The 23056-nt window shown below is 68.4% G+C and carries 22 protein-coding genes; 15 read left to right on the forward strand and 7 right to left on the reverse strand.

From position 1 onward, the window contains the following. The first annotated feature begins 13 nt into the window (after nt 1-13). Nucleotides 14-1012, forward strand: coding sequence for a tripartite tricarboxylate transporter substrate binding protein (locus tag LHU95_RS11940; protein ID WP_248707183.1), 999 nt, complete (start codon nt 14-16; stop codon nt 1010-1012). Nucleotides 1013-1376: 364 nt separating this feature from the next. Further along, complete coding sequence (locus LHU95_RS11945) at nt 1377-2147, forward strand: creatininase family protein (RefSeq protein WP_248707184.1); 771 nt, start codon at nt 1377-1379, stop codon at nt 2145-2147. Between the two features lie 267 nt (nt 2148-2414). Here LHU95_RS11945 and LHU95_RS11950 read toward each other — a convergent pair whose 3' ends face one another. Both LHU95_RS11950 and LHU95_RS11955 read right to left on the reverse strand, forming a co-directional pair. Further along, entirely contained in the window at nt 2415-3185 is a 771-nt protein-coding gene (locus tag LHU95_RS11950; protein WP_248707185.1) for a metallophosphoesterase, read from the reverse strand. A gap of 169 nt (nt 3186-3354) precedes the next feature. Further along, nucleotides 3355-4764 (reverse strand): FAD-binding domain-containing protein, encoded by a 1410-nt coding sequence (locus LHU95_RS11955; protein WP_248707186.1) that lies wholly within the window; start codon nt 4762-4764, stop codon nt 3355-3357. Nucleotides 4765-4884: 120 nt separating this feature from the next. Between LHU95_RS11955 and LHU95_RS11960 the strand changes: the two genes are divergently transcribed. Then, on the forward strand, nt 4885-5472 hold the full coding sequence (locus LHU95_RS11960; RefSeq protein WP_248707187.1) for a fasciclin domain-containing protein: 588 nt from the start codon (nt 4885-4887) through the stop codon (nt 5470-5472). Here the strand turns inward: LHU95_RS11960 and pdeM are convergent. Together pdeM and LHU95_RS11970 are read right to left on the reverse strand one after the other, a co-directional pair. Beyond that, nucleotides 5450-6166, reverse strand: coding sequence for a ligase-associated DNA damage response endonuclease PdeM (pdeM, locus tag LHU95_RS11965; RefSeq protein ID WP_248707188.1), 717 nt, complete (start codon nt 6164-6166; stop codon nt 5450-5452). The genes LHU95_RS11960 and pdeM overlap by 23 nt on opposite strands. Beyond that, nucleotides 6163-8646, reverse strand: a complete 2484-nt coding sequence (locus LHU95_RS11970) for a ligase-associated DNA damage response DEXH box helicase (RefSeq protein ID WP_248707189.1) — start codon at nt 8644-8646, stop codon at nt 6163-6165. Before LHU95_RS11970 ends, pdeM begins: the two co-directional genes overlap by 4 nt. Before the next feature lie 54 nt (nt 8647-8700). Between LHU95_RS11970 and LHU95_RS11975 the strand changes: the two genes are divergently transcribed. Continuing rightward, entirely contained in the window at nt 8701-9720 is a 1020-nt protein-coding gene (locus LHU95_RS11975; RefSeq protein WP_248707190.1) for a ligase-associated DNA damage response exonuclease, read from the forward strand. Nucleotides 9721-9887: 167 nt separating this feature from the next. Continuing rightward, nucleotides 9888-10853 carry a tripartite tricarboxylate transporter substrate binding protein gene (locus tag LHU95_RS11980; protein ID WP_248707191.1) on the forward strand — a complete coding sequence of 322 codons (966 nt, stop codon included), beginning with the start codon at nt 9888-9890 and terminating at the stop codon, nt 10851-10853. A 10-nt stretch (nt 10854-10863) separates the two neighbouring features. On the opposite strand, the gene LHU95_RS11985 is transcribed toward LHU95_RS11980, so the two are convergent. Together LHU95_RS11985 and LHU95_RS11990 are read right to left on the reverse strand one after the other, a co-directional pair. Beyond that, the gene (locus LHU95_RS11985; protein WP_248707192.1) at nt 10864-12207 is read right to left on the reverse strand and encodes a glutamate--cysteine ligase; all 1344 of its coding nucleotides are present in this window, start codon (nt 12205-12207) and stop codon (nt 10864-10866) included. 38 nt (nt 12208-12245) lie between these two features. Next, complete coding sequence (locus LHU95_RS11990) at nt 12246-12965, reverse strand: RsmE family RNA methyltransferase (protein ID WP_248707193.1); 720 nt, start codon at nt 12963-12965, stop codon at nt 12246-12248. Between LHU95_RS11990 and ubiA the strand changes: the two genes are divergently transcribed. The 3 genes from ubiA to LHU95_RS12005 are packed head-to-tail and all read left to right on the forward strand — an operon-like array spanning nt 12964 to nt 14983. Beyond that, a complete protein-coding gene (gene ubiA, locus LHU95_RS11995) occupies nt 12964-13902 on the forward strand; it encodes a 4-hydroxybenzoate octaprenyltransferase (protein WP_248707194.1) in 939 nt (312 codons plus the stop codon). The two genes, LHU95_RS11990 and ubiA, sit on opposite strands and share 2 nt — an antisense overlap. Next, nucleotides 13899-14546 carry a 50S ribosomal protein L11 methyltransferase gene (locus LHU95_RS12000; RefSeq protein WP_248707195.1) on the forward strand — a complete coding sequence of 216 codons (648 nt, stop codon included), beginning with the start codon at nt 13899-13901 and terminating at the stop codon, nt 14544-14546. Before ubiA ends, LHU95_RS12000 begins: the two co-directional genes overlap by 4 nt. Nucleotides 14547-14575: 29 nt before the next feature. Then, nucleotides 14576-14983 carry a type IV secretion protein Rhs gene (locus tag LHU95_RS12005; RefSeq protein ID WP_248707196.1) on the forward strand — a complete coding sequence of 136 codons (408 nt, stop codon included), beginning with the start codon at nt 14576-14578 and terminating at the stop codon, nt 14981-14983. 46 nt (nt 14984-15029) lie between these two features. On the opposite strand, the gene LHU95_RS12010 is transcribed toward LHU95_RS12005, so the two are convergent. Then, nucleotides 15030-16277 carry a hypothetical protein gene (locus LHU95_RS12010; RefSeq protein WP_248707197.1) on the reverse strand — a complete coding sequence of 416 codons (1248 nt, stop codon included), beginning with the start codon at nt 16275-16277 and terminating at the stop codon, nt 15030-15032. A 127-nt stretch (nt 16278-16404) separates the two neighbouring features. Between LHU95_RS12010 and LHU95_RS12015 the strand changes: the two genes are divergently transcribed. The 7 genes from LHU95_RS12015 to LHU95_RS12045 all read left to right on the forward strand — a co-directional run bounded on the left by LHU95_RS12015 (nt 16405) and on the right by LHU95_RS12045 (nt 23002). Beyond that, the gene (locus tag LHU95_RS12015; RefSeq protein ID WP_248707198.1) at nt 16405-16881 is read left to right on the forward strand and encodes a hypothetical protein; all 477 of its coding nucleotides are present in this window, start codon (nt 16405-16407) and stop codon (nt 16879-16881) included. 122 nt (nt 16882-17003) lie between these two features. Next, nucleotides 17004-17423, forward strand: a complete 420-nt coding sequence (locus tag LHU95_RS12020; protein WP_248707199.1) for a MaoC family dehydratase — start codon at nt 17004-17006, stop codon at nt 17421-17423. Beyond that, entirely contained in the window at nt 17420-18001 is a 582-nt protein-coding gene (locus tag LHU95_RS12025; protein ID WP_248707200.1) for a TIGR00730 family Rossman fold protein, read from the forward strand. Before LHU95_RS12020 ends, LHU95_RS12025 begins: the two co-directional genes overlap by 4 nt. Continuing rightward, nucleotides 17998-18918 carry a bifunctional riboflavin kinase/FAD synthetase gene (locus LHU95_RS12030; RefSeq protein WP_248707201.1) on the forward strand — a complete coding sequence of 307 codons (921 nt, stop codon included), beginning with the start codon at nt 17998-18000 and terminating at the stop codon, nt 18916-18918. Before LHU95_RS12025 ends, LHU95_RS12030 begins: the two co-directional genes overlap by 4 nt. Nucleotides 18919-19134: 216 nt before the next feature. Then, complete coding sequence (gene ileS / locus LHU95_RS12035) at nt 19135-21948, forward strand: isoleucine--tRNA ligase (protein WP_248707202.1); 2814 nt, start codon at nt 19135-19137, stop codon at nt 21946-21948. Continuing rightward, on the forward strand, nt 21948-22451 hold the full coding sequence (gene lspA, locus LHU95_RS12040; RefSeq protein WP_248707203.1) for a signal peptidase II: 504 nt from the start codon (nt 21948-21950) through the stop codon (nt 22449-22451). The genes ileS and lspA overlap by 1 nt, the downstream gene beginning before the upstream one ends. Continuing rightward, nucleotides 22451-23002 (forward strand): DUF3035 domain-containing protein, encoded by a 552-nt coding sequence (locus LHU95_RS12045; protein WP_248707204.1) that lies wholly within the window; start codon nt 22451-22453, stop codon nt 23000-23002. The genes lspA and LHU95_RS12045 overlap by 1 nt, the downstream gene beginning before the upstream one ends. Nucleotides 23003-23056 lie beyond the last annotated feature (54 nt).

The raw sequence follows: 23056 nt of genomic DNA on the forward strand, positions 1-23056 counted from the left end.
GAGAGACACACAGATGCTGACCACGCCCCGCCGAAGCCTCATTCTGGGCGGCCTCGCCGCGCCGCTGCTGGCCGCGCCGGCGATTGCGCAGGCCTGGGCGCCGAGCCGCACGGTTCGCCTCGTCGTGCCGATTGCGCCGGGTGGCGCCAATGACATCATCGCGCGCCTGATGGCCGAGCGGCTGCAACCCATCCTCGGCCAGACCGTGGTGGTGGAGAACCGGCCCGGCGCCGGCGGCAATATCGGCGCGCAATCCGTCATCCAGGCGGAAAAGGACGGCCATACCTGGCTGCTCACCTCGGCCAATGTGCTGACGGCCAATACCTATCTCTACGGCACCCGCATGCCCTTCGTTCCGCTGCGCGATTTCACGCCGGTGACGCGGGTGGGCATCGGCACGCTCCTCTGGGTGGTGAATGCGCAGCGCCCCTGGCGGACCTTCCAGGAGCAGATCGAATTCGCCCGCCGCAATCCAGGGCGCGTCACCATGGGCAGCAGCGGCACCGGCACGATCAGCCATTTGTTCTTCGAGCGCGTGAAGCGCCAGACCAATGCCGACATGACGCATGTGCCGTATCGCGGCGGTGGCCCGGCCATCCAGGACCTGATCTCGGGCAATATCGACATGATGTTCGACGTGATGCCCGCCCTGCTGCCGCATGTGCGTGAAGGGCGGTTCCGCGCCCTCGCCGTCGGCAGCGCGGGCCGCGTGGATTACGTGCCGGAGATCGCCAATGTGCCGAGCATGGGGGAGTTGCTCCCTGGCTCCGGCATTGATGCGCTGAACTGGTGGTGCGTCGTGGCTGCGACCGGAACGCCGGAAGCTGCCGTCTCCACCATGCATGGCGCGATCACCCGCGTGCTGGCGCAGGAGGAGTTGCGCAACCGCCTGCTCGGCCTGACCATCCAGCCTATGCCTGACGCAACACCCGCCGCCTTCGGGGAATTCTGGCGGGCGCAGGTGCCGGTCTGGCGGGAGCTTGTGGAGGCGTCCGGGGCTGTGGCGGAGTAGCGGGCTGTAACTTTCGGCCTCAGGCCGGGAGCCACGGGCTTTCCCGCGATTCTCTCAGCTGGCGTCCGCCCGCTGTTCCGCAGCAGGCACTCTCGTTTGGCCTTGGTGCAGAAGCCGGATATCGCGCCGGCCATGGCGGAGTTTCGCCCGAGCGTCCTGGATTGGCTTGGCTTCGTCTCTCGGGGCGGCTCGGGCGAACCCACCGGTCCGGACCGAACCGTGCCACACCGATCCGACGCCAGCGGACTTCGCGCGGTTCTGGAATGCGGAACCGCGACGGCACCCGGAAATTCTGGCCATCGCCAGCTTGCAGGCGGATGGTGGCGGCGGGATGCTGCGCGCCTGAAGCAAGACAGGAACGCCCATGGCCCGCAGCATTGAATGGATGAAGCTCACCGCCGCAGAGGTTCAGGCCGAAGCGGATGCCGATGCGCTGCTCATCATCCCCGTCGCCTCGCTGGAGCAGCACGGGCCGCACCTCGTCACCGGCACGGATATGATCCTGGGTGGCAATGTCGCGCTGGAAACCGCGCGCCTGCTGGTGACGGCCGGGCACCGCGCCCTGGTGACGCCCGTCGTCTGGCATGGCCTGGCCGAGCACCACATGGCCTTTGGCGGCACCGTCACGCTGGATAGCGCGACCTTCCAGGCGGTGCTGCGCCATGTGGTGAAATCCGCCGCGCGGCACGGTTTCAAGCGCGTCTTCCTGATGAATGGCCATGGCGGAAATGCCGAGGCGATCGGCACCGCGGCCACGGATTTCGCCGTGGAATTCGGCATCCGCGTCGGCGGCGGCACCTACTGGCACATGGTGCCCGAAGTGATCGCACCGCTGCTGGAGGACCAGCCCACCCTGATGCATGCCTGCGAGGCCGAAACCTCGCTGGTGTGGCATCTTCTGCCCGAGGGCGTCCGACAGGACCGCCTGGCCGAGGCGCATGGCCCGAGCTCCTCCCGAGCACCTGGCCAGCCGGCCGGGCTGCTCATGCGGCGCAGCTTCAAGGAAGTCACCCCGAGCGGGGTGGTGGGCGATGCGCGCCATGCCAACCCCGAGAAGGGCGAGGCGCTGCTGGCGGCGATCGCCGCCAAATGCGCCGAGCTTCTGGCCAACCCGGCGATCTGGGGCCGCGCCTGAGCCTTCCAGGACAGCGCCCCGCAGCGATCAGACGCTTTGTTTGGCGGCTGATTCACGCTTCGGGTGAAGGACCCAAAGCGATCAGACGCTTTGTTCGCGGCTGACTCACGCTTCGGGTGAAGGACCCAAAGCGATCAGACGCTGGGTTGCGCGGCTGATTCACGCTTCGGGTGAAGAACCCAAAGCGATCAGACGCTGGGTTGCGCGGCTGATTCACGCTTCGGGTGAAGGACCCGAAGCGATCAGACGCTGAGTTGCGCGGCTGGTTCACGCTTCGGGTGAAGGACCCGAAGCGATCAGACGCGCATCCGGCAGGGGCAGATCCACCCAGGACAGATGGCCCCCCTTGCCGGAGCCTGTATCCATGAAAATCGCATTTCCCCCGGCACGGCCTCGCGTGGCCCAGGGGCGGCCATCGCGTGAGCGTTGGTCATGCCCGACATAAACAGTGAGGCCGAGGGGAATCGAATCCACCCAATGCAGCACGCGCTCCGGAAAGCCATCCTGCCCGGTGCCGCCCGTCACCTGGCCATAGAGCGCCCGGGCGACGATGGGTGCCGGCCGCTGCGCACCGGCTTCCGGCGGCGGGGATTCCAGCAGCATGCCAGGATGGAAGGCCGCGTGGACGAAAAGCAGCGGCCCCAGCCGCCACCAGGCCGGCGCCTGGCCGATCTCGGTGACCGCGCGGCTGGCGAGGGCCGGGCCATCCGGGGCAACATGCAATTGTTCAAGCGTGCGGGGCGTGGCCTCGGGCGGGCTGCGCACACGGGCGCCGGTGAGGGCCCGGCGCAGCTTGTGGTCGTGATTCCCGAGCAGGAACAGCCCGGCTTCGTCATCCAGCAGGTTGAAGATCAGACGCAGCACGGCCGGCGAGTCGGGGCCGTAATCCGTCAGGTCACCCAGTTGCAGAAGGAACAGGCCGGCATCGCTGGCGCCGGTGATCGCGGCCTCCAAGGCCGCGGCCTCGCCATGCACATCGCCCACCACGCGCAGCCCTGAGAAGCCTCGGGCGCGGAGCGTTGCCGCGTTGGGGGTCACGCTGCCTCCGATGACGCAGGCGCATCTGCGCGCCGAAGTCTGAATCGGCGGCCACCAGGCACCTCCGATGACGTAGGCGCATCTTCGCGCCGAAGTCTGAATCGCGGGCTACCAGGCACCCCCGATGACGCAGGCGGGAACCTCGCACTGAAGTCGGGACCCTCGGCCATCATGCCGCCTCGCCGCGCATCGCGGCATAGGCGGCCAGGGCTCGGGCGCGGCCTTCGCCATGCGCGATGATCGGGTATGGATAATCCGTGCCAAGCCGGATGCCGGCGCCGCGCAGGATGATATCGGGCGCTTCCCAGGGCTTGTGCAGGAACCTGTCCGGCAGGCGTGCAAGCTCAGGCACCCAGCGGCGGACATAGGCGCCATCGGTGTCGAACTTCTCGCCCTGGAGGACGGGGGCGAAGATGCGGAAATAGGGCGCGGCATCGGCGCCGCAGCCTGCCACCCATTGCCAGGAGGCCGCGTTGGAGGCGAGGTCCCCATCCACCAGCGTGTCCCAGAACCAGTCCTCGCCAGCCTGCCAGGGCTGCAGCAGATGCTTCACCAGGAAGGAAGCGGTGATCATCCGCACGCGGTTGTGCATCCAGCCGCTGCGCCAGAGCTGACGCATGCCGGCATCCACGATGGGATAGCCCGTCATCCCGCGTTGCCAGGCGCGCAGATGGCCTGCATCGGGCTGCCAGGGGAAGCGGGCGAAGACTTCCTGCAACGGCGTCTCAGGCATATCCGGCCGGTGCCACAGGAGGTGATAGGCGAATTCCCGCCAGAGGATTTCCTTCAGGAAGGTCGCATCACCCGCAACACCCGCCGCGCGCGCCGCGTGCCACACCTGCCTCGGGCTGATCTCGCCGAAGCGCAGATGCGGGCTCAGGCCGGAGGTGCCCGGAATGCCCGGCAGGTTGCGCGTGGCATCATACCGCGTGATGGCGGTGAACTTCGCGATGCGCTGTGCGGCCCCCGCCTCGCCAGGGGACCAATGCGCCGGGAATTCCGCCGCCCAGTCGCCTTTGGGAAGCAATGCCAGCGCATCCAGCGGCAGGCCAGGATGCGCGATGCCGGCGAGGCGGGCAGGGGCGGGCAGCGGCGGCGGGGGCTCGCCCAGGGCGAAAAGCGCGCGCGAGAACGGCGTGTAGACGGAATAGGGCTTGCCCGTGCCGGTGCGGATGCGATGCGGCTCATGCAGCAGGCTGGTGCTGTGCAGGGTGAAGCCCCGGCCAGCCGCCTTCAGGGTCTGCGCGATGGCGGCATCTCGCTCGCGCGCCCATGGCTCATAGAGGCGCCCGGCCATCACCTCGCTCGCACCGATCGCCTCGGCCAGTTCGGGGATGATGCGTGCGGCCGGCCCGCGCGCGATGTGCAGCGCCGCGCCCCGCGCGCACAGATCGGCATCGAGGGCCGCCAGCGAATGATGCAGCCACCAGCGCTGCGCGCCGCCATGCGCCCAGCGGCCGGCGGCCTGGTCGTCAAGGACATAGACCAGCAGGCAAGGGCGCCCGCCAAGAGCATCGAGGCCAGGGTTGTCGGTGAGGCGAAGGTCCTGTCGGAACCAGAAAAGCGCGGGAGCAGTCATGTGTCACATATGGAGCCGCGCGGCGCTGGCGCAAAGCGGCGATTGCAACCTTTGCGGCTGCGCGGGCGTTGATCACGCACCCCGCTCGATGCGGTCACCACACCCCAAAGGATTTCCCCCATGCCCCAACGCCGCCAATTCCTGCTGGGCGCCTGCGCCGCCTTGCTGCCCTTGCCGCTGCTGGCCCAGACCGCCGCGCAGACCCAGGTTCAGACCACCAATGTGGTGGACGCGCTGGCCGCCGCCGGCAACTACGACAACTTCATCGAGATGGTCAGCCGCGCGGGTGCGGTGGATACGCTTCGCGGTGCCGGTCCCTTCACTGTGCTCGCCCCCGACAATGCAGCCATGGCCAAGATGCCCAATGCGCTGCGCGAAATGCTGAACCCCAGCACCGGCGGCTCCGGCGCGCAGGGCCAGAGCCCGGACCGGCTGCGCCTGGGCGCCTTCGTGAACATGCACATCCTGGAAGGCCGCTACACACTGGCCGAGCTGATGGGCCGCGTGACGCAGGTGAAGACCCGCAACGGCAACCAGGTCGAGTTCAACGGGATGCAGGGCAACACCATCCAGGCGAAGATCGTGGGTGACAGCGGCTTTGGCGTGGGCGGCATCACCATCCCGCTCAGCCCCATCACGCTGGGCGCGCGCGAGACGGTCTGCAGCAACGGCGTTCTGCTGCCGATCAGCGAGCCGCTGATCCAGTAGCTGCGAAGGGCTGCCGCAGCGCCTCGAAAGCGGCGCTGTGCAGGCGGTCCCGGCCGAGCAGAAAGACACGCTGCGCGCCACGCGTCAGCGACGACATGGCGGGATCGAGCACATCGAGCCCGCCGGTGAAGGCACCAAAGGCGGGCAGCACAAGCCGCTGCCCGCCGGCGAGGAAACAGGGGCGCGTCACGCCGCCGATGCGCGTTGGCAAGGTTGCCTTGGGGTGGTAGTGCCCGCTCAGTTCCGCCTCCTGCCTCGCGATGGGAGTGCTGCCGCCGATATGGCGAAAATGCAGCCTGGCCTCCCGCCATTCGGGCAGGCACCGCCCGGGCAGTTCGGGCTGCGGCGCGGGGTCATGGTTGCCCGCGATCCAGAGCACCTCCAAGGGCGCCAGCAGGCGCTGCAGGGCAACGAGGTCGCTGCGCGCCATACGGGCCACCGCCCCATCATCATGCAGCGCATCACCCAGCACGATGACGCGGCGCGGCGCGTGCCGACGCAGCGTGAAAGCGAGGCGCGTCAGCGTTTCGCGCGTGTCATAGGGCGGCACGGGGAGGCCGCGCATCGCCTGGGCGCTGCCCTTCTCGAAATGCAGATCCGCCACGATCAGCGTGCGCTGCGCGGGCCAGAGCGCGACACCGCTCGGACACAGCATGAAGCGCTCACCGGCCAGATGCAGGGGGGCAAGGCTCATCGGCGGCGCCTTCTTTCGCGGGGGCGGGGCGGGCGGGGTGCCGCTTCCTCGGCGAGGTCGGACACGGTCTCGAAATAGCTCTCCGCGCCATCCGTGGCGTCGGAAACGAGGCTCGCCGCCTCCGCCAGAAGGGCGTCCTCGGCATCGCCCGCCACCCATTCGCGGCCGACTTCCAGCAGCGCTGGCACGGCAAGCGGGGAGACATGCTCCAGCCGCCGGTGCCGGATCTGCCCCTTGGCGCGGGCCAGCATGGTGCCGATGCGGCGCACATCGGTCAGGCCATAGGCGGCCTCGGCGCGCGTTGCGCGCAGCAGGATGTGGTCCGGCTCATGCTTGCGCAGCACGTCATAGATCAGGTCGGAGTTCACGCTCATCTGCTTGCGGTTCTTCTCGATGCCCGGATGATGCTTTTCCAGCAGCCCCGCGATGGTCGCGATGTTGCGGAAGGTGCGGCGGAGCATGGAGCTTTCCGCGATCCAGTCCTCCAGATCCTCGCCCAGCAGATCCTCGACGAAGAGGTCGCCAGGGTCGCCAGGCTCGAAGGCGGTCCAGCAGGCGAGGACGTAATCAGTCGCGACGAAGCCCAGCGGGCCCCAGCCCAGCCGCTCCATGCGCCGTGTTGCGAGCATGCCAAGGGTCTGGTGCGCGAGGCGCCCCTCGAAGCAATAGGCGATCAGAAACCATTTGCCGCCCCGCGGGAAGCTCTCGACCAGCAGGCCGGTGGCACTGGGCAATTCGCTTTTCAGGCGCTGCATCCGCAGCCATTCCCGGACACTCTCGGGCAGCATGGCCCAATGGGTGGGGTCGCTGAGGATGCCGCGCACACGCTCCGCCAGATGGGTGGAGAGCGGCATGCGCGAACCACCATAGGCCGGCACCCGCGGCTCACCCTCGCCGCCGCGCGAGACCTCGGCCGTGACACCCGCCATGCCCTCGTAGCGCAGGATCTGGCCGGCGAAGCGGAAGGTATCCCCGGGGGTGAGGGTGGAGATGAACCATTCCTCCACCTCGCCCAGCATGGGCCCGCCGCGCAGCTTCACCTTCATCAGCGGCAGCTCCACGATGGTGCCGAGGTTGAGGCGCAATTGCCGCGCGATGGCGGTGCCGCGTACGTGCACGAGCCCTTCGGAATCGCGGAACAGGCGGCGCCAGCGCTCGTAGCTGGCCAGCGCATAGCCGCCATCCTCGACGAAGCGCAGCACATCGTCGAAATCGCGCCGGGAGAGTTCGGCATAGGCGCCAGACCGCGTCACCTCGGCATAGAGATCATCCGGGCGGAAGGGCGCGTGGCAGGCCATGGCCAGGATATGCTGCGCCAGCACATCGAGGCCGCCCGGGCGCGGCGGCTCGCCATCCAGTTCTCCGGCGGCGATGCTCTCCAGGGCGGCGGCGCATTCGATCACCTCGAAGCGATTGGCGGGGACGAGCAACGCCGCACTGGCCTCATCCATGCGGTGATTGGCGCGGCCGACACGCTGCAACAGGCGGGAGACACCCTTGGGCGCGCCCACCTGAATCACCTGGTCCACATCGCCCCAGTCAATGCCCAGATCGAGCGAGGAGGTGGCGACCACGCCGCGCAGCCTGCCATCCGCCATCGCGGCTTCCACGCGGCGGCGCTGCTCGACGGTCAGGCTGCCGTGATGCACGGCGATGGGCAGAGCATCCTCGTTCAGCTTCCACAGGGCGGCGAAGATGAGTTCAGCCTGGGCACGCGTGTTGACGAAGACGATGGTGACGCGCGCGGCCGCGATGCGCGCCAGGATTTCCGGCGCGGAAGCCAGGCCCATATGCCCGCCCCAGGGCAGCCGGCCGGCCGGCAATTGCACGCCAAGCAAGGGAGCCGCCCCCGCATCGGCACGGATCAGCGCCACATCCTCCGCACGTGCCGTGGGCGAGAGCCATGCGCGCAGCGCCTCGGGGTGGTTCACCGTGGCGGAAAGCCCGATGCGGCGCGCGCGTGGCGCCAGGGCCGAGATGCGCGACAGCGCCAGCGACAACTGGTCGCCCCGCTTGGTCCCGGCCAGGGCATGTGCCTCATCTACAACCACCGCCTCGACATCTCCGAAAAGCGTATGGGCATCGGCCAGGGAGAGCAGCAGCGTCAGGCTCTCGGGCGTTGTCAGCAGGATATTGGGTGGCTTTTCGCGCTGGCGGGCACGGCGATTGGCGGGCGTATCACCGGTGCGGGTCTCGACGCGAATGGCCAGGCCCATCTCGGTGATCGGCGCCTCCAGATTGCGCGCGATATCCACGGCCAGCGCCTTCAGCGGCGAAATGTATAGGGTGTGCAGCCCCTCACGCGGGGCGTCGTGCAGCGCGATGAGCGAGGGCAGGAACCCCGCCAGCGTCTTGCCGCCGCCGGTGGGGGCGATGAGCAACGCGGATTGCCCCGCCCGCGCGGCGGCCAGCATGTCGAGCTGATGCGTCCGTGGCGCCCAGCCCCGCCCGGCAAACCAGCTGGTAAATAGTTCTGGCATTGTTCTCATCCGTGCCCAGCTATAAGGGGTGCCAACCGGCGCGTGAAGGAGCCCATGCCCCCCCATCCCGAAACCTGGCTGCGCGTGACGCCCGAGGGTCTCTTTTGCGAGCCTGGCGGCTTCCATGTGGACCCGCTGCGCGCGGTGGACCGCGCCGTCATCACCCATGGCCATGCGGACCACGCCCGCCCCGGCCACAATCACGTGCTGGCCACGGCCGAGACGCTTGCCATCATGCGCGCCCGCATGGGCGAGGAGCGCGCCGGCACTGGCCAGCAGGCGCTGCGCTATGGCGAGAGCCTGACCATCAATGGTGTGCGGGTGTGGCTGCGCCCGGCCGGGCATGTGCTGGGGTCGGCGCAGGTCTGCCTTGAATGGCAGGGCTCCCGCGCCGTAGTCAGCGGCGACTACAAACGCCGCTTCGATGCCACATGCGCCCCCTTCGAGCCCGAGCGCTGCGACGTCTTCGTCACCGAAGCGACCTTCGCGCTGCCTGTTTTCATCCATCCCCCGGCCGATCAGGAAATCGCGCGCCTGTTGCGCAGCGTGGCGCTGTTTCCGGAGCGCACGCATGTCATCGGCTGCTATGCGCTGGGCAAGGCGCAGCGGCTGATCTCGCTGCTGCGCGCCGGTGGCTGGGATGCGCCCATCCCAGTGCATGGCGCGCTGATGAAGCTGTGCACGCTGTATGAGGAATGGGGTGTCCCGCTTGGCCCCCTGGTGCCGGCGACGGTCGCCGGGAAGGACAAGCTGGTGGGTGCCATCGTCCTCGCACCACCCTCGGCCATCGCCGACCGCTGGGCACGGCGGCTGGCCGAGCCCATTCCCTGCCTCGCCTCGGGCTGGATGCGGGTGCGGCAAAGGGCGCGCCAGGGTGGCGTGGAGCTGCCCATGGTGATCAGCGACCACGCCGATTGGCCCGAACTCCTCGCCACCTGCGAGGAGGTCCAGGCACCGGAAATCTGGGTGACGCATGGGCGAGAGGAGGCGCTGATCCACGCCCTCGGCCTGCGCGGAATCCGCGGGCGGGCGTTGCAGCTGGTCGGGCGGGGAGAGGAGGACGCAGAAGCCTGAGAGCGCTTCCAATGACGGGCACCGGCGTTTCTACGCCCGCAGCCCAGGTTTTACCCGCCACCCAGGCAGCGAGCCGCGTCCTTTCGCCTGCACAGCGGCCCCTATGAGAATGAATGGATGCGGCACGCGGCGTGCGCTAGGCTCGCGCATCCTCCGGGGGTTCGCCGATGCAACGCCGTGTCCTGCTCAGTGCCGCGCTCCTGCCCGCCATGGCCAGCGCGCAGACCGAGGCCTTCCCCACGCGCTCGCCCGTGCTGGTCATTCCTTTCCCGCCGGGCGGCATCGTGGATACGGCCGGGCGCATGCTGGCCGAGCGCGCGGCACGGCATCTGGGGCAGAGCATCATCATCGAAAACCGGCCCGGCGCGGGCTCCGCCATCGGCAATCTGGCCGTGGCGCAGGCACGTCCGGATGGCTACACGATCCTTTCTGGCGGCATCGGCCTCGCCACCATTCCGAATTTCCGGCCTGACCTGGAGCCGCGGGACCCGCGCACCGCCTTCATCCCCATCGCCGGCACCTATACCGTGCCCTATATCCTGCACATCAATCGCAACTTGCCGGTGCGGGACCTGCGCGAATTCATCGCCTGGTCGGCCCAGCGGGGGGCCGCCATGAACACCGCGACCAGCGGCGCGGGATCGGGCACGCATCTGATCGGCGAGTTGTTCCGCAGGCGCGCTGGCCTGCCACCCGGCGAGACCATTCATTTCCGCGGCGGCGTGCAGGCCTATACCGAGATCGCGGCCGGGCGCGCCGATGCCATGTGGAGCACGACGCTGGAAGCCATCCAGGCCATGCGCGCCAACCAGACCCGGCCGATCGCCGTCACCTCCGCGCGGCGCCTGGCCACATTACCCGAATTGCCGACCGTGGTCGAAAGCGGCTTTCCGGGCTTTGTCGTCGCCTCCTTCGCGGGGTGGTTCGCGCCCTCCGGCACGCCGCCTGGCGCTGTGGCGCGGCTGGCGGAAGCGCTGCGCTTCGCGGTGAATGACCCTGACCTGCGCGCGCGTTTCGATGAATACGGCATGCAGGCCGAATTCCAGACCGGGCCGGAACTCGGCGCTGTGCTCGCCGCCGAAACCACACTCTGGGGCAATCTGATCCGCGAGGCCGGCATCCGCGCCGAGTGATGCCGCGCGGTCAGAGCTCCGTGAAGGGCAGTGCCAGGCGGGCATCGCCACGCCAGGGGCCGTGGAACATCTGCAGGATTCGGTCCGCCTGCGTCATGCCGCTCTCCACGATCTCATGCAGCGGGGCGAGATAAATCTCCTCGCCTAGGCCGCGTGCCTTCAGCCCGGCCTCACTGATGGCCAGTGCATCCCGCGCCACATCCCGCAGCGGGCGCCCGGCGATGGTCGCTTCGAGGGCGAGGCGCGGCGCATCGGCGCGCAGCGCGTGCATCTGCGCGACCGTCCAATCCCGCGTCAGCGCGCGCGCGGCCTTCTGTGCCGCATCGTCATAGATCAGCCCGACCCAGAAGGCCGGCTGCGCCTGGATCATTGCGGCGGAACCCGCGTCGGAGCCGCGCATCTCCAGGAATTTCTTGAGCCGGACTTCGGTGAAGACGGTGGTCACGTGATCGGCCACATCGCCCATCGTGGCCTCGATGCCGGGCAGGCTGGGCAGGCCACCCGCCATGAAGCGGCGGAAACTCTGGCCCGTCGCGTCCAGCAGCTTGCCGTCACGCGCGACGAAATACATCGGCACGTCGAGCACGAATTCGGCGAAACGCTCGAAGCCGAAACCCTCCTCGAAGACCAGGCCAGGAATGCCGGTGCGGTCCGGGTCCGTGTCGGACCAGACATGGCCACGCAGCGACTTGTAGCCGGAAGGCTGCCCCTCGCGCAGTGGCGAGGAGGCAAACAGCGCGGTGGCCAGAGGCTGCAAGGCGAGCGAGACGCGCAGCTTCTCGACCATGTCGGCTTCATCGCCGAAATCGAGATTCACCTGCACAGTGGAGGTGCGCAGCATCATGTCCAGCCCCATGCTGCCGCGCTTGGGCATGTATTCGCGCATGATGGCGTAACGGCTCTTGGGCATCCAGGACATGTCCTCGCGCCGCGCCGCGGGGTGGAAGCCCATGCCGGCGAAGCCGAGGCCGAGCGGGCCCGCCACTTCATGGACGTCGCGCAGATGGGCCGCGAGCTCCAGCCGCGCCGCATGGAGGTCCTCCATCGGGCCGCCGGAGAGCTCGAACTGCCCGCCTGGCTCCAGGCTGACCGAGGCCGCGCCTTGGGTCAGGCCGATGATGTTCTCGCCATCGCGGATCGGCGCCCAGCCTTTCGCCATGATGCCCGAGAGCATCGCGCCGATGCCCCGGTGCTCGTAGTCGGGCGAGGAAAAGTCGCTGCGGCGGAAGCCGAATTTCTCGTGCTCCGTGCCGATGCGCCAGTCGGATTTCGGCTTGCAGCCTGCGGCGAACCACTCGGCCAATTGGCGCGCGGCGGTGATCGGCGTCGGGTCGGCCTGGCCGGGATTGGACATGCGGTTGCTTTCGTTCGTGTCAGAATGGGCCTGTCAGATCAGCGCCGGGCATCCAGGGCGAAGGAGATCGCGCCCAGTCCCGCCACCAGCGCCGTCTCCGCGCGAAGGATGCGCGGGCCGAGTGTTGCGAGCGATACAAAGGGGCGCCGGGCCAGATCGTCAAGCTCAGCCCGCTCGAACCCCCCCTCGGGGCCGACCAGAAAGCCACAGGGTGCTGCGAGTGTTGCAAGAGTTTCATGCAAACGCGGCGCCTCGCGCCGCTCCGCGGCGACCAGCATGGGGGCGCCATCCCAGGAATCGAGCACCGCATGCAGCGGCCGCGCCTCGGCGACGCATGGGATGGCCAGGCGCTCGCATTGCTCGGCCGCCGCGCGGGCGATGTTGGAAAGGCGCTCGGTGTTGCAGTGGCCGGCGACGCAGCGGCGGGTCAGCACGGGCTGGATCCAGGTCGCGCCCAACTCGGTGGCTTTTTCTACCGCCCAGTCCATCGCGTCCCGCTTCAAGGCCGCGATCAGGGCGCGCAGCTCGGGCTCGGGCGCTGCGGCGCGCAGCAGGGCGCCCAGGCGCATGGCGCCGCGATCCTTGCGCAGCGCCGTCAGCTCGGCGGTAAATTCGCCGTCGCGCGCGTTGAAGGCGCGCAGTTCGGCCCCCGGCGCGCGGCGCAGCACATGGCCGATGTGATGCGCCTGCGCCGGGGTCAGGGCGATTTCGACGCCGGGCGCGAGTGGGCCTTCAACATGCAAACGAGGGATGGACATGCGCCGATGTGCCGTGCTGCATGCCGCGATGCAAGACAGCACGGGATATACCGACATCCGGGCCGAGGGCTGGGTGGCCAGGCTGCCGCCCGGCTGGCGCCCCTATGCGCTGCTGATGCGGGCCGACCGGCCCATCGGCTCCTGGCTGTTGTTCCTCCCCGGCCTCTGGGGCATTGCCTTGCAGGCCACGGGCTGGCTACCGGGCATCTGGCTGACCCTGCTGTTCTTCGTGGGCGCCGTGGTGATGCGTGGTGCGGGCTGCGTCGTGAATGACCTCTGGGACCGCGATATTGACCGCCAGGTGGAGCGCACGCGGGGGCGCCCGCTGGCTTCCGGCGCGGTTTCAGCGCGCCAGGCGGTGGCCTTCCTGGCCGCCCTCTGCGGGATTGGCCTGCTGATCTTGCTGCAGCTGAAGGCGGCGGCGATCTGGCTTGGCGTGCTCTCGCTGGTGCCCATCCTGATCTACCCGTTGGCCAAGCGCGTCACGGATTACCCGCAGCTGGTGCTGGGTTTCACCTTTGGCTGGGGTGCCCTGATGGGTCCCGTGGCGGCGAGCGGTTCGCTCAGCTGGGCCATGCTGGCGCTTTATGCCGCAACGATCTTCTGGATCCTCGGCTATGACACGATCTATGCGCATCAGGACCGCGAGGATGATGCGATGGTGGGCATCCGCTCCACCGCGCTGAAATTCGGCGCGCGCACCCGGCCCTTCCTCGCCGCCTGCTATGCGGCGACCTTGTTGCTTCTGGCACTGACCGGCTGGCTTTCGGGGCTGAATGGCTGGTTCATCCTGGCGCTGGCCATGCCCGGCGCCGTGCTGGCCCATCAAATCCGGGCGCTGGACATCCATGATCCGGGCCAATGCCTCGCGCTGTTCAAGCTGAACCGCGAGGTTGGCCTGCTGGCGGCGCTGGCCATCCTGATCGGGCGGATGTGACGCAGGCCGAGGCCTTCATCCGCGCGCAGACCGCCATCGCCGAAGCGCCGCTTTTGCCCGGGCTGCGCCTGCATCTGGCAACCGAAATCACCCCCATCTGGCAAGCGAGCGAGGCGTTTCTCCAGCAACATGGCATGGAGCCACCCTTCTGGGCCTTCGCCTGGCCCGGCGGCCAGGCGCTGGGTCGGGCCATCCGCGATGCGCCCGCCCTGGTGCGCGGCAAGCGCGTGCTGGATTTCGCGGCCGGCTGCGGTATCGCCGCCATCATCGCGGCGCAATGCGGCGCATCCCTGGTCGAGGCCTCGGAGATTGACCCGCTGGCCGTGGCGGCGATCGGCATGAATGCGGCGCTGAACGGGGTTTCGGTGCTGGCATCAGGGGCCGATATGGTCGGCAGCGCCTGCCGCTGGGATGTGATCCTGGCCGGGGATGTCTGCTACGAGGCGCCGATGGTCGCGCATATCCTGCCCTGGTTGCGGGCCATGGCGGCAGCGGGGGCGGAGGTGCTGATCGCCGATCCCGGCCGGGCTTACCTGCCGCGGGAAGGGATGGCGGCGCTCTCCACCCACGCGGTGCCGACCTCGCTGGAATTGGAGGACCGGATGGAGCGGCTGGTCACCATCGCCCGATTGCTGCCTTTTTGATGCCATCTCCGCTGTCCAGGCTGCTTCTCATGTGGCCCGCATTTCTCGCAGCCTTGCTGCTCACCATCCCTGCCGAAGCCCAGACCAAGCGCGACTATGACGCGCAAGGCCGCGCGACCGGCCGCTCGGAGATGAGCGGCGATACGCAGCGGCAATATGACGCCCAGGGGCGCTCGGTCGGGCGCAGCGAGTTCCGTGGCGATACGCGCCGCGACTATGACGCGCAGGGCCGCACGGTTGGGCGCAGCGAACGCAGCGGCGACACGATCCGCCAATATGACGCGTCAGGCCGTTCGGCCGGCCGCAGCGAAATCAGCGGCAGCACCACGCGGCACTATGATTCCTCCGGCCGTTCGACCGGGCGCTCGGAGGTGAGTGGCGACACCATTCGCCATTACGACGCCCAGGGCCGCATGACAGGGCAGACCCGCCGATAGACCCGCCCCGCAGCCTGGGTGGCGCGGGCAGCTTTGGAACGACGCACTACCGCGTCGCCTGCTCCAGGAAGCGCATCAGCGCGGTCAGATCTTCGGCATTTCCAACCCTTTGGACTGGCATCCGCGTCCCCGGCGTCACCACATCCGGGCCGCGGGTGAACAGGTCGGCCACGGTTTCCGGCGTCCAGGTGATGTCGCCCCGCGCCAGACGCTCGGAATAGGCATAGCCGGGCAGCGAGCCCATGCGGCGGCCAAAGATGTTGTGCAGATGCGGGCCAGCCATCGGGCCGGTTTCCGGGCGCAGGGAATGGCAGGCCTGGCAGGCCCGCCAGATTTCAGCGCCGTGACGATCAAGCCCGGCTTGAGGCATCTCTTCGGCCTCGGTGGCCAGGGGGCCAAGCGGGCGGGCGTTGCGGGCATCCCAGCGGCGCACCCGGCGATCCCCGCCGCCGGTCCAGAGCGTCAGCCCATCGCGCGCAAAGATGGCGGACCAGACGGGCAGCCCCGGCCCATCCAGCGTGTGGCGCAGCTGGCCCTCGGGCAGGGCATAGAGGTTCACGCTGCCGCCAATGGAACCAACGGCGAGCATCCGGCCATCCGGGCTCGCGGCCAGCGCCACGACGGGGCGCGGGGCGGCATGCAGGATGCGCGTTGTGCCATCGGCGGTGACGAGGTGCACCGTCCCATCCACCCCCGCACTCACCAGGCTGCCATCGGGCAAGGCGAGCAACGCGGATTGCGGAAAACCGAATTCGGCGCGGGTGAGGGGGGTGCCATCCGCCTCCCACCGGCGCAGCGTGCCATCCTGGCCGGCGCTATGCAGTGCGCCATCCGCAAAGGCCACGGCGTTCACATTGCCCTGATGGCCCTGCAAGATGCGCACGTTCCCCGCACCGAGGTCCCACAGGCGCACCGTGCCATCCCAGCCCGCGGAAGCCAGCAACCCGGGCGCGGATGCGAGGCCGACCACCGGCTCGGTATGGCCTTCCAGCACCAGGGCGGGGGCGGCATCCTCGCCCCAGATGGCGATGCGTGCATCCTCGCTGGCCGAGGCGAGGCGGCCATCAGCCAGGGTCACCAGCGCATTGACGCTGCCCTGGTGCCAGCGGATCACGCGTTCCGCCCGGCCGGTCGCGGGGTTCCAGAGGATGATCGCCTGATCAAACCCGGCCGAGGCAAGGCGGTCCCCCAGGACGGCCAAGGCCCGGACCGGGCCGCCATGGCCGGCCAGATCCTGCCCGGTGGAACGGAGCGGCACGAGGGCCAGGAGAAGAACAACAAAGCGCAGGAACATGAAGGGATTTTGAGCGCAGAGCCGGAAAGGGCCAAGGCGTGATTGCATAATTTCGGCAGAAAATCCTTGTCCGGCGCCCAGGATAAAATTACTGTTTGGTTACCAATAAGCAACTGGGGAAACGCTCATGCCAGCCAGAGATGGAAGGGACCGATTCGCGATCGGCTTGCTGTGCATGGGCCTGGGGCTGGCCGTGGTGGCGACCTTCCTGCCCCTCATCCGGCTCGGGGAGGGGACCATCTGGCCTGTGCTGCCGCGCTGGGAAATGTTGCCGGTTTTCGCCAGGCTGAAATTTCTGGCCCTTGCGCTGATGCTGGCGGCCAGCTTGATCCCGCAACTCAGGAAGTGGCGCATCCTGGCTGCGGCGCTGGCCGTGGTCCTGGTCTTCGTACCGGCGATTTCCGCCTTCCTCGGCGAGCTTTATGCCTGGGGCATGTTGCATGATGACCACCTGCGGTTCCAAATCCGGCCTGTGCTTCTCGTCAGCCCTGGCATGGCCAACCTGCTTCTGGTGGTGGCGGCGCTGGCGGTGAACGCCGCCCTCTGGCGGATCGAGATGGCCCATCATCCCGACGCGCGCCGTGAGGCAATGGCGCGGGCCTGAGGGTCGGCCGCCATCATCACGGCCGGGGCGTCTCCGGCGCGTGCCATATCAGGGCGTTCGACATTTCCCGCCCGCGGGCTTTGGGTTACACCCGGGGCAGACCAGATCGAGGGGCGAATCGCATGGATGGCTATTTCTTCGAGGATCTGACGCTCGGCCAGACCGCCAGCTTCGGAAAGACCATTACGGAGGCCGATATCCTGCTCTTCGCGGGCGTCTCCGGCGATACCAACCCGGTGCATATCAACGCCGAAGTCGCCGCCGCCTCCATGTTCAAGGAGCGGATCGCCCATGGCATGCTCTCGGCCAGCCTGATCTCCACCGTGCTGGGCACGCGCCTGCCGGGGGCCGGGACCATCTATCTCGGCCAGAACCTGAAGTTCCGCGCGCCGGTGAAGATCGGCGAGACGGTGACAGCCACGGTGACCGTCACGGCGCTGGACCCCGCCAAGAAGCGCGTCACGCTCAGCACGGTCTGCGCGGTTGCGGGCAAGCCGGTGATTGAGGGCGAAGCGACCGTGATGGTGCCCTCCCGCGCATGAAGCGGGTCTGTGTGTTTTGCGGTGCGCAGCCGGGGTTTGATCCGGTGCATGCGGGGCTGGCGGGTGCACTTGGCCGCGCCATCGCGGCGCGCGGACTGGGCCTGGTCTATGGCGGCGGCAAGGTCGGCCTGATGGGGATCGTGGCCGATGCCGCCATCAAGGCCGGCGCCGAGGTCATCGGCGTCATTCCCGAAGCGCTGATGGACCGCGAGCTGGGCCATGGGGGCGTCACGGAATTGCGCGTCGTGCCCTCCATGCATGTCCGCAAGGCCATGATGAATGATCTCTCCGATGGCTTCGTCGTCCTCCCGGGCGGGATCGGCACGCTGGAGGAATCGGTCGAGATCCAGTCCTGGGCGCAGCTTGGCATTCACAGCAAGGGGCTGGTCTACCTGGATGTGGATGACTACTGGGCGCCCTTCTTCGCCCTGCTCGACCGCATGTCGGGGGCGGGTTTCGTCAGGCCGCAGCATGCGGGCCTCGCGTTGCGCGCGGCCAGCCCCGAGGCCGCGCTGGATGCGCTGGCCCAATGGGTCCCGCCCGGCGTGACGCGCTGGATGACGCAGACCGAGGCATGATCCTCACCGATTGGCATGGCGTGCCCGAGACCGCGCGCGGGGCCACATTGGCGCTTGGCAACCTAGATGGCGTGCATCTGGGCCATGTGGCGGTGCTGGCCGCGGCGCATCAGGCGCGGCCAGACCTGCCGCTCGGCGCGCTGACCTTCGAGCCGCATCCGCGCGAACATTTCCGGCCGGATGATCCGCCCTTCCGGCTGACCCTGCTGCCGGCCAAGGCCGCAGCCCTGGCAGCCGCTGGCGCGCAGCATGTGGTGGCCCTGCCCTTCGGCACCGAACTCGCCGCCATGTCCGCCGCGGATTTCGTTGAGATCGTGCTGCATGGCGCGCTGGGGGCCAGGCACCTGGCCTGCGGGCCGGATTTCGCCTTCGGCCACCGGCGCGGCGGGGATGTGAAATTCCTCCGCCAGGCGGCCGAGGCGCTGGGCATCGGCCTCTCCATCGTGCCGCATCTGGCCGATGCGGAGGGCGCCATCAGCTCCACCCGCATCCGCCGCCTGTTGCAGGATGGCTATCCGGAGCGGGCGGCCGCATTGCTGGGCCGCAGCTTCGCCATCACCGGCCCCGTCACGCATGGCGATGCGCGCGGGCGGACCATCGGGTTTCCCACGGCCAATATCCCGCTCGGCCGGCATCTGGAGCCGGCGCGTGGGGTTTACGCCGTGCGGGCGACCCTGCCGGATGGGCGGGTGGTGCCTGGTGTCGCCAATCTGGGCCGGCGGCCGACGCTGGGGGGCGATCCGATCTCCCGGCTGGAGGCGCATCTCTTTGATTTCGCCGAGGATCTTTACGGCCAGGAGGTCAGTGTCGCGCTGGTCGCCTTTATCCGCGAGGAGCGGAAATTCACGGATTTCCCGGCCCTCGTCGCGCAGATCCGGATGGATGCCGCGCAGGCGCGCACATTGCTGGCAGTGTGACGCCCGCCCGCTGATGGCCGCCGGCTGAGGGCCAGCCGGGCAGGGCGCATCGCCCTTGACCGCGGCCCCCGGAACTCCGCATATCCATGGCCATGCGCGCGAACCGGATGCTTCCCTGGGTGAGCCCCCGAATTTGGGGCCCGGCCTTCTTCTGAAGGCCGGGAGAATTTCCGCGTCACCCCTCCATTTCCGCGCCCCGCGCGACCGAGAAGATCCATGAACGACGCCCCTGAATCACCCGCGCGCGATTACCGCAAGACGGTCTTCCTGCCGCAGACCGCCTTCCCCATGAAGGCCGATCTGCCGAACCGCGAGCCCAGATTGCTAGCCAAATGGGCCGCCGCGGAAAGCTGGAAGCTGCTGCGGGAAAAATCCGCGGGGCGCCCGCAATTCGTGCTGCATGATGGTCCGCCCTACGCCAATGGCCCGCTGCATATCGGGCACGCGCTGAACAAGATCCTGAAGGACGTGATCAACCGCGCGGCGCAGATGTCGGGCCGGGATGCCAACTACATCCCCGGCTGGGACTGCCACGGCCTGCCGATCGAATGGAAGGTCGAGGAGGAATACCGCGCGAAGAAGGTGGACAAGGACCAAGTCCCCGTCCTCGAATTCCGCGCGGAATGCCGGGCTTATGCGCAGCACTGGCTCGGCGTACAATCTGAGGAATTCCGCCGCCTCGGCGTCGCTGGGGACTGGGCGCAGCGCTACGCCACCATGGATTTCGCCTCCGAGGCGGTGATCGCCGAGGAAATCGGCCGCTTCCTGATGAATGGCTCGCTCTATCGCGGCCTCCGGCCCGTGATGTGGAGCCCGGTCGAGAAGACGGCGCTGGCCGAGGCCGAGATCGAATACATGGATCACGTCTCGCCCACGCTGCACGCGCTGTTCCGTGTGGAGCGGGCGCGGGGGCTGCCGGAACTGGTCGGCAGCGATGTGGTGATCTGGACGACGACGCCCTGGACCATGCCGGGCAACCGGGCCCTCGCCTATGGGCCTGAGATCCAATACGCGCTGATGCATGTGGACAGCGTGCATGACGCATCGCTCGTCCGGCCCGGCGCGCGGCTGGTGGTGGCGCTCGCCCTGCTGCCGGCCTTCTGTGCCGAAGCCGGCATCGCGACCCACACGCTGGTCAGGACCTTCCCCGGCACGGCCTTCGAGGGGGCCGTCTGCGCCGCGCCGCTGCGGGGCCATGCGGGCGCCTATGCGCATGAGGCCATCATGCTGGCCGGCGACTACGTGACCGATGATGCCGGCACCGGCATCGTCCATATCGCGCCCAGCCATGGCGAGGAGGATTTCGCCCTCGTCGTCGCGCATAACCGCGCCCACCCCGAGGCGCGCATCGAAATCCCCGAATGCGTCGGCGATGACGGCACCTACACGCCACAGGCGCCGGGCTTCGAGGGCATCCACGTCTTTCGCGCGCATGAACCCGTCTATGCCGCGATGACGGCCCTCGGCACGCTGGCGGCCAAGGGCAAGCTGAACCACAGCTATCCGCATTCCTGGCGTTCCAAGAAGCCCGTGATCTACCGCGCGACGCCGCAATGGTTCATCGCCATGGATGACGAGAACCAGATCCGCGCGAAGTCGCTGGAGGCGATTGCCGCCACGCATTTCGTGCCCGATGTGGGGCGCAACCGCATCGGCTCCATGGTGGCCGGCCGGCCGGATTGGTGCATCAGCCGGCAGCGCGCCTGGGGCGTGCCCATCGCCATCTTCGTCGAGAAGCGCAACGGCGCCGTGCTGCGCGATGCGGTGGTGATGCAGCGCATCGTGGATGCCTTCCGCGAGGAAGGCGCCGATGCCTGGTATCAGCCCGGCGCTGCCGCGCGCTTCCTGGGCCCGGACCGCAATCCGGACGATTACGAGCAGGTGATGGACATCGTGGATGTCTGGTTCGAGAGCGGCTCCACCCACGCTTTCGTGCTGCCGCCGCGCGGGCTGAATTTCCCCGCGGATCTCTACCTCGAAGGCTCGGACCAGCATCGTGGCTGGTTCCAGTCCTCCTTGCTTGAATCGGTCGGCACGCGGGGTGTCGCCCCCTTCAAGGCGATTCTCACCCATGGCTTCGTCATGGATGAGAATGGCCGCAAGATGTCCAAATCCCTTGGCAATGTGACCGCCCCGCAGGAGGTCACGGCCAAGTATGGCGCCGATATCCTGCGGCTCTGGGTGATGAATTCCGATACCTCGGAAGACCTTCGCCTGGGCAAGAACATCCTGGAGCAGCAGGCCGAGCTGTATCGGCGCATGCGCAACACGCTCCGCTGGCTGCTCGGCAACCTCGCCGGCTTCGAGGAGAGCGAGCGCGTGCCCCTGGCCGAGATGCCGGAGCTGGAGCGCTGGGTGCTGCACCGGCTGACGGAACTGGATATGCGGCTGCGCAAGGCAGTCAGCGATTACGACTGGAATGGCGTGCTGCCCGAGATCCACGCCTTCTGCGCCAGCGATCTCAGCGCCTTCTACTTCGATATCCGCAAGGACAGCCTGTATTGCGACGCGGCCCATGCGCTGCGCCGCCGTGCGGCCCGCACCGTGCTGGATCACCTGCATCGCTGCCTCTGCGCCTGGCTGGCACCCGTGCTGGTCTTCACGGCGGAGGAAGCCTGGCTCTCGCGCTTCGGCGAGGCGGCGGGAAGCATCCATCTGCAGGATTTCCCGGAACTGCCGGCGGATTGGCGTGACGATGCGCTGGCCGAGCGCTGGGTGGAAATCCGCCGCGCCCGCAAGCTGATCACCGCCAGCCTGGAGGATTACCGCCGCGATGGGCTGTTCGGCTCCTCTCTCCAGGCGCGGCTCGCGCTGACCCTGCCGGGCACGCCAGCTCTCCCGGCCGAGGAGTGGGCGGAAATCCTCATCGCCTCGCAGGTGGTGCTGGGCGAGGGGGAGGAGGTCGCACTCGATATCACCCTCGCACCCGGCGCGAAATGTGAGCGCTGCTGGCGCGTCCTGCCCGAGGTTGGCGCTTCGGCCGCGCATCCGACACTGTGCCTGCGCTGCGAAGCCGTGGTGGAAGGCTGATGGCACCGGCGCTGCGCAGCGGCCTGATCTTCGCGGCCCTGCTGCTGATCGCGGACCAGGCCAGCAAGTTCTGGATCCTGGAGGTGATCGCGCTGCCGGAAATCCGCAACATTCCGCTGATTGAGGTCGGGCCGCTGGGGCTTGATCTCACCATGGTCTGGAACCGGGGCGTGACCTTCGGACTCTTCTCGGGGGAGGGGGCTTGGAACCACCTGATCCTGGCGGCGCTGGCCTTGGTGGTCGCGGGTTTTCTGCTGCGCTGGCTGGCGCGCTCGGAAACGCGCCTCGTCACCTATGCGCTGGGTGCGGTGATCGGCGGGGCGGTCGGCAATGTGATTGACCGCATCCGCTTCGGCGCCGTGGTGGATTTCGTGGATGTTCACGCCTGGGGCTGGCACTGGTATGTGTTCAACGTCGCGGATGCCGCGATTGTCTGTGGCGTACTGGCCCTGGTGGCGGATGCCTTGATCCGGCCCGAAACCAAGCGCAAAGAGGCACCATGATGAAGATTCTATCGCCGATCCTTCTCCTGGCACCCCTCCTCCTGGTCGGCTGCGGCGATAGCGCCCGCACCTTCGGCCTGACGCGCGATGCGCCGGACGAGTTCCAGGTGACGACGCGCGCGCCACTCTCCATGCCGCCGAGCCTCGGCCAGTTGCCGACGCCGCGGCCTGGCGCCAGCCGCCCGCAGGAACTCAGCGCGCGCGAACAGGCGGAATCCACGTTGGTGCCGGGCAGCTTCAGCGCCGGCCAGCGCGCCGGCCAATCCTCCGGCGAACGCGCGCTGCTCTCCTCGACCGGCACCAATGTGCCCGATGGCATCCGCGACCGCGTGGATGAGGAAAGCATGCGGCTTGAGCGGGTCAATCGCAGCATCGTGGACCAGGCGCTATTCTGGCGCCCAACGCCCGAACCCGGCATCCCCGTGGACGCAGCCCGCGAATCGCAGCGCCTGCGTGAAAATGCCGCACTTGGCCGCGGCCTCTCCGAAGGGCAGACGCCGATCATCCAGCCACAGCGCCGGACCTGGATGGACTCGCTGCGCTTCTGGTGACGCGGCGCCCCGTCCAGTCCCCCTGGCGCGAAACGCCGGACGCCCCCACATAGG

Origin of the sequence: Sediminicoccus sp. KRV36, assembly GCF_023243115.1 — a bacterium.
Classification (GTDB): Bacteria; Pseudomonadota; Alphaproteobacteria; order Acetobacterales; family Acetobacteraceae; genus Roseococcus.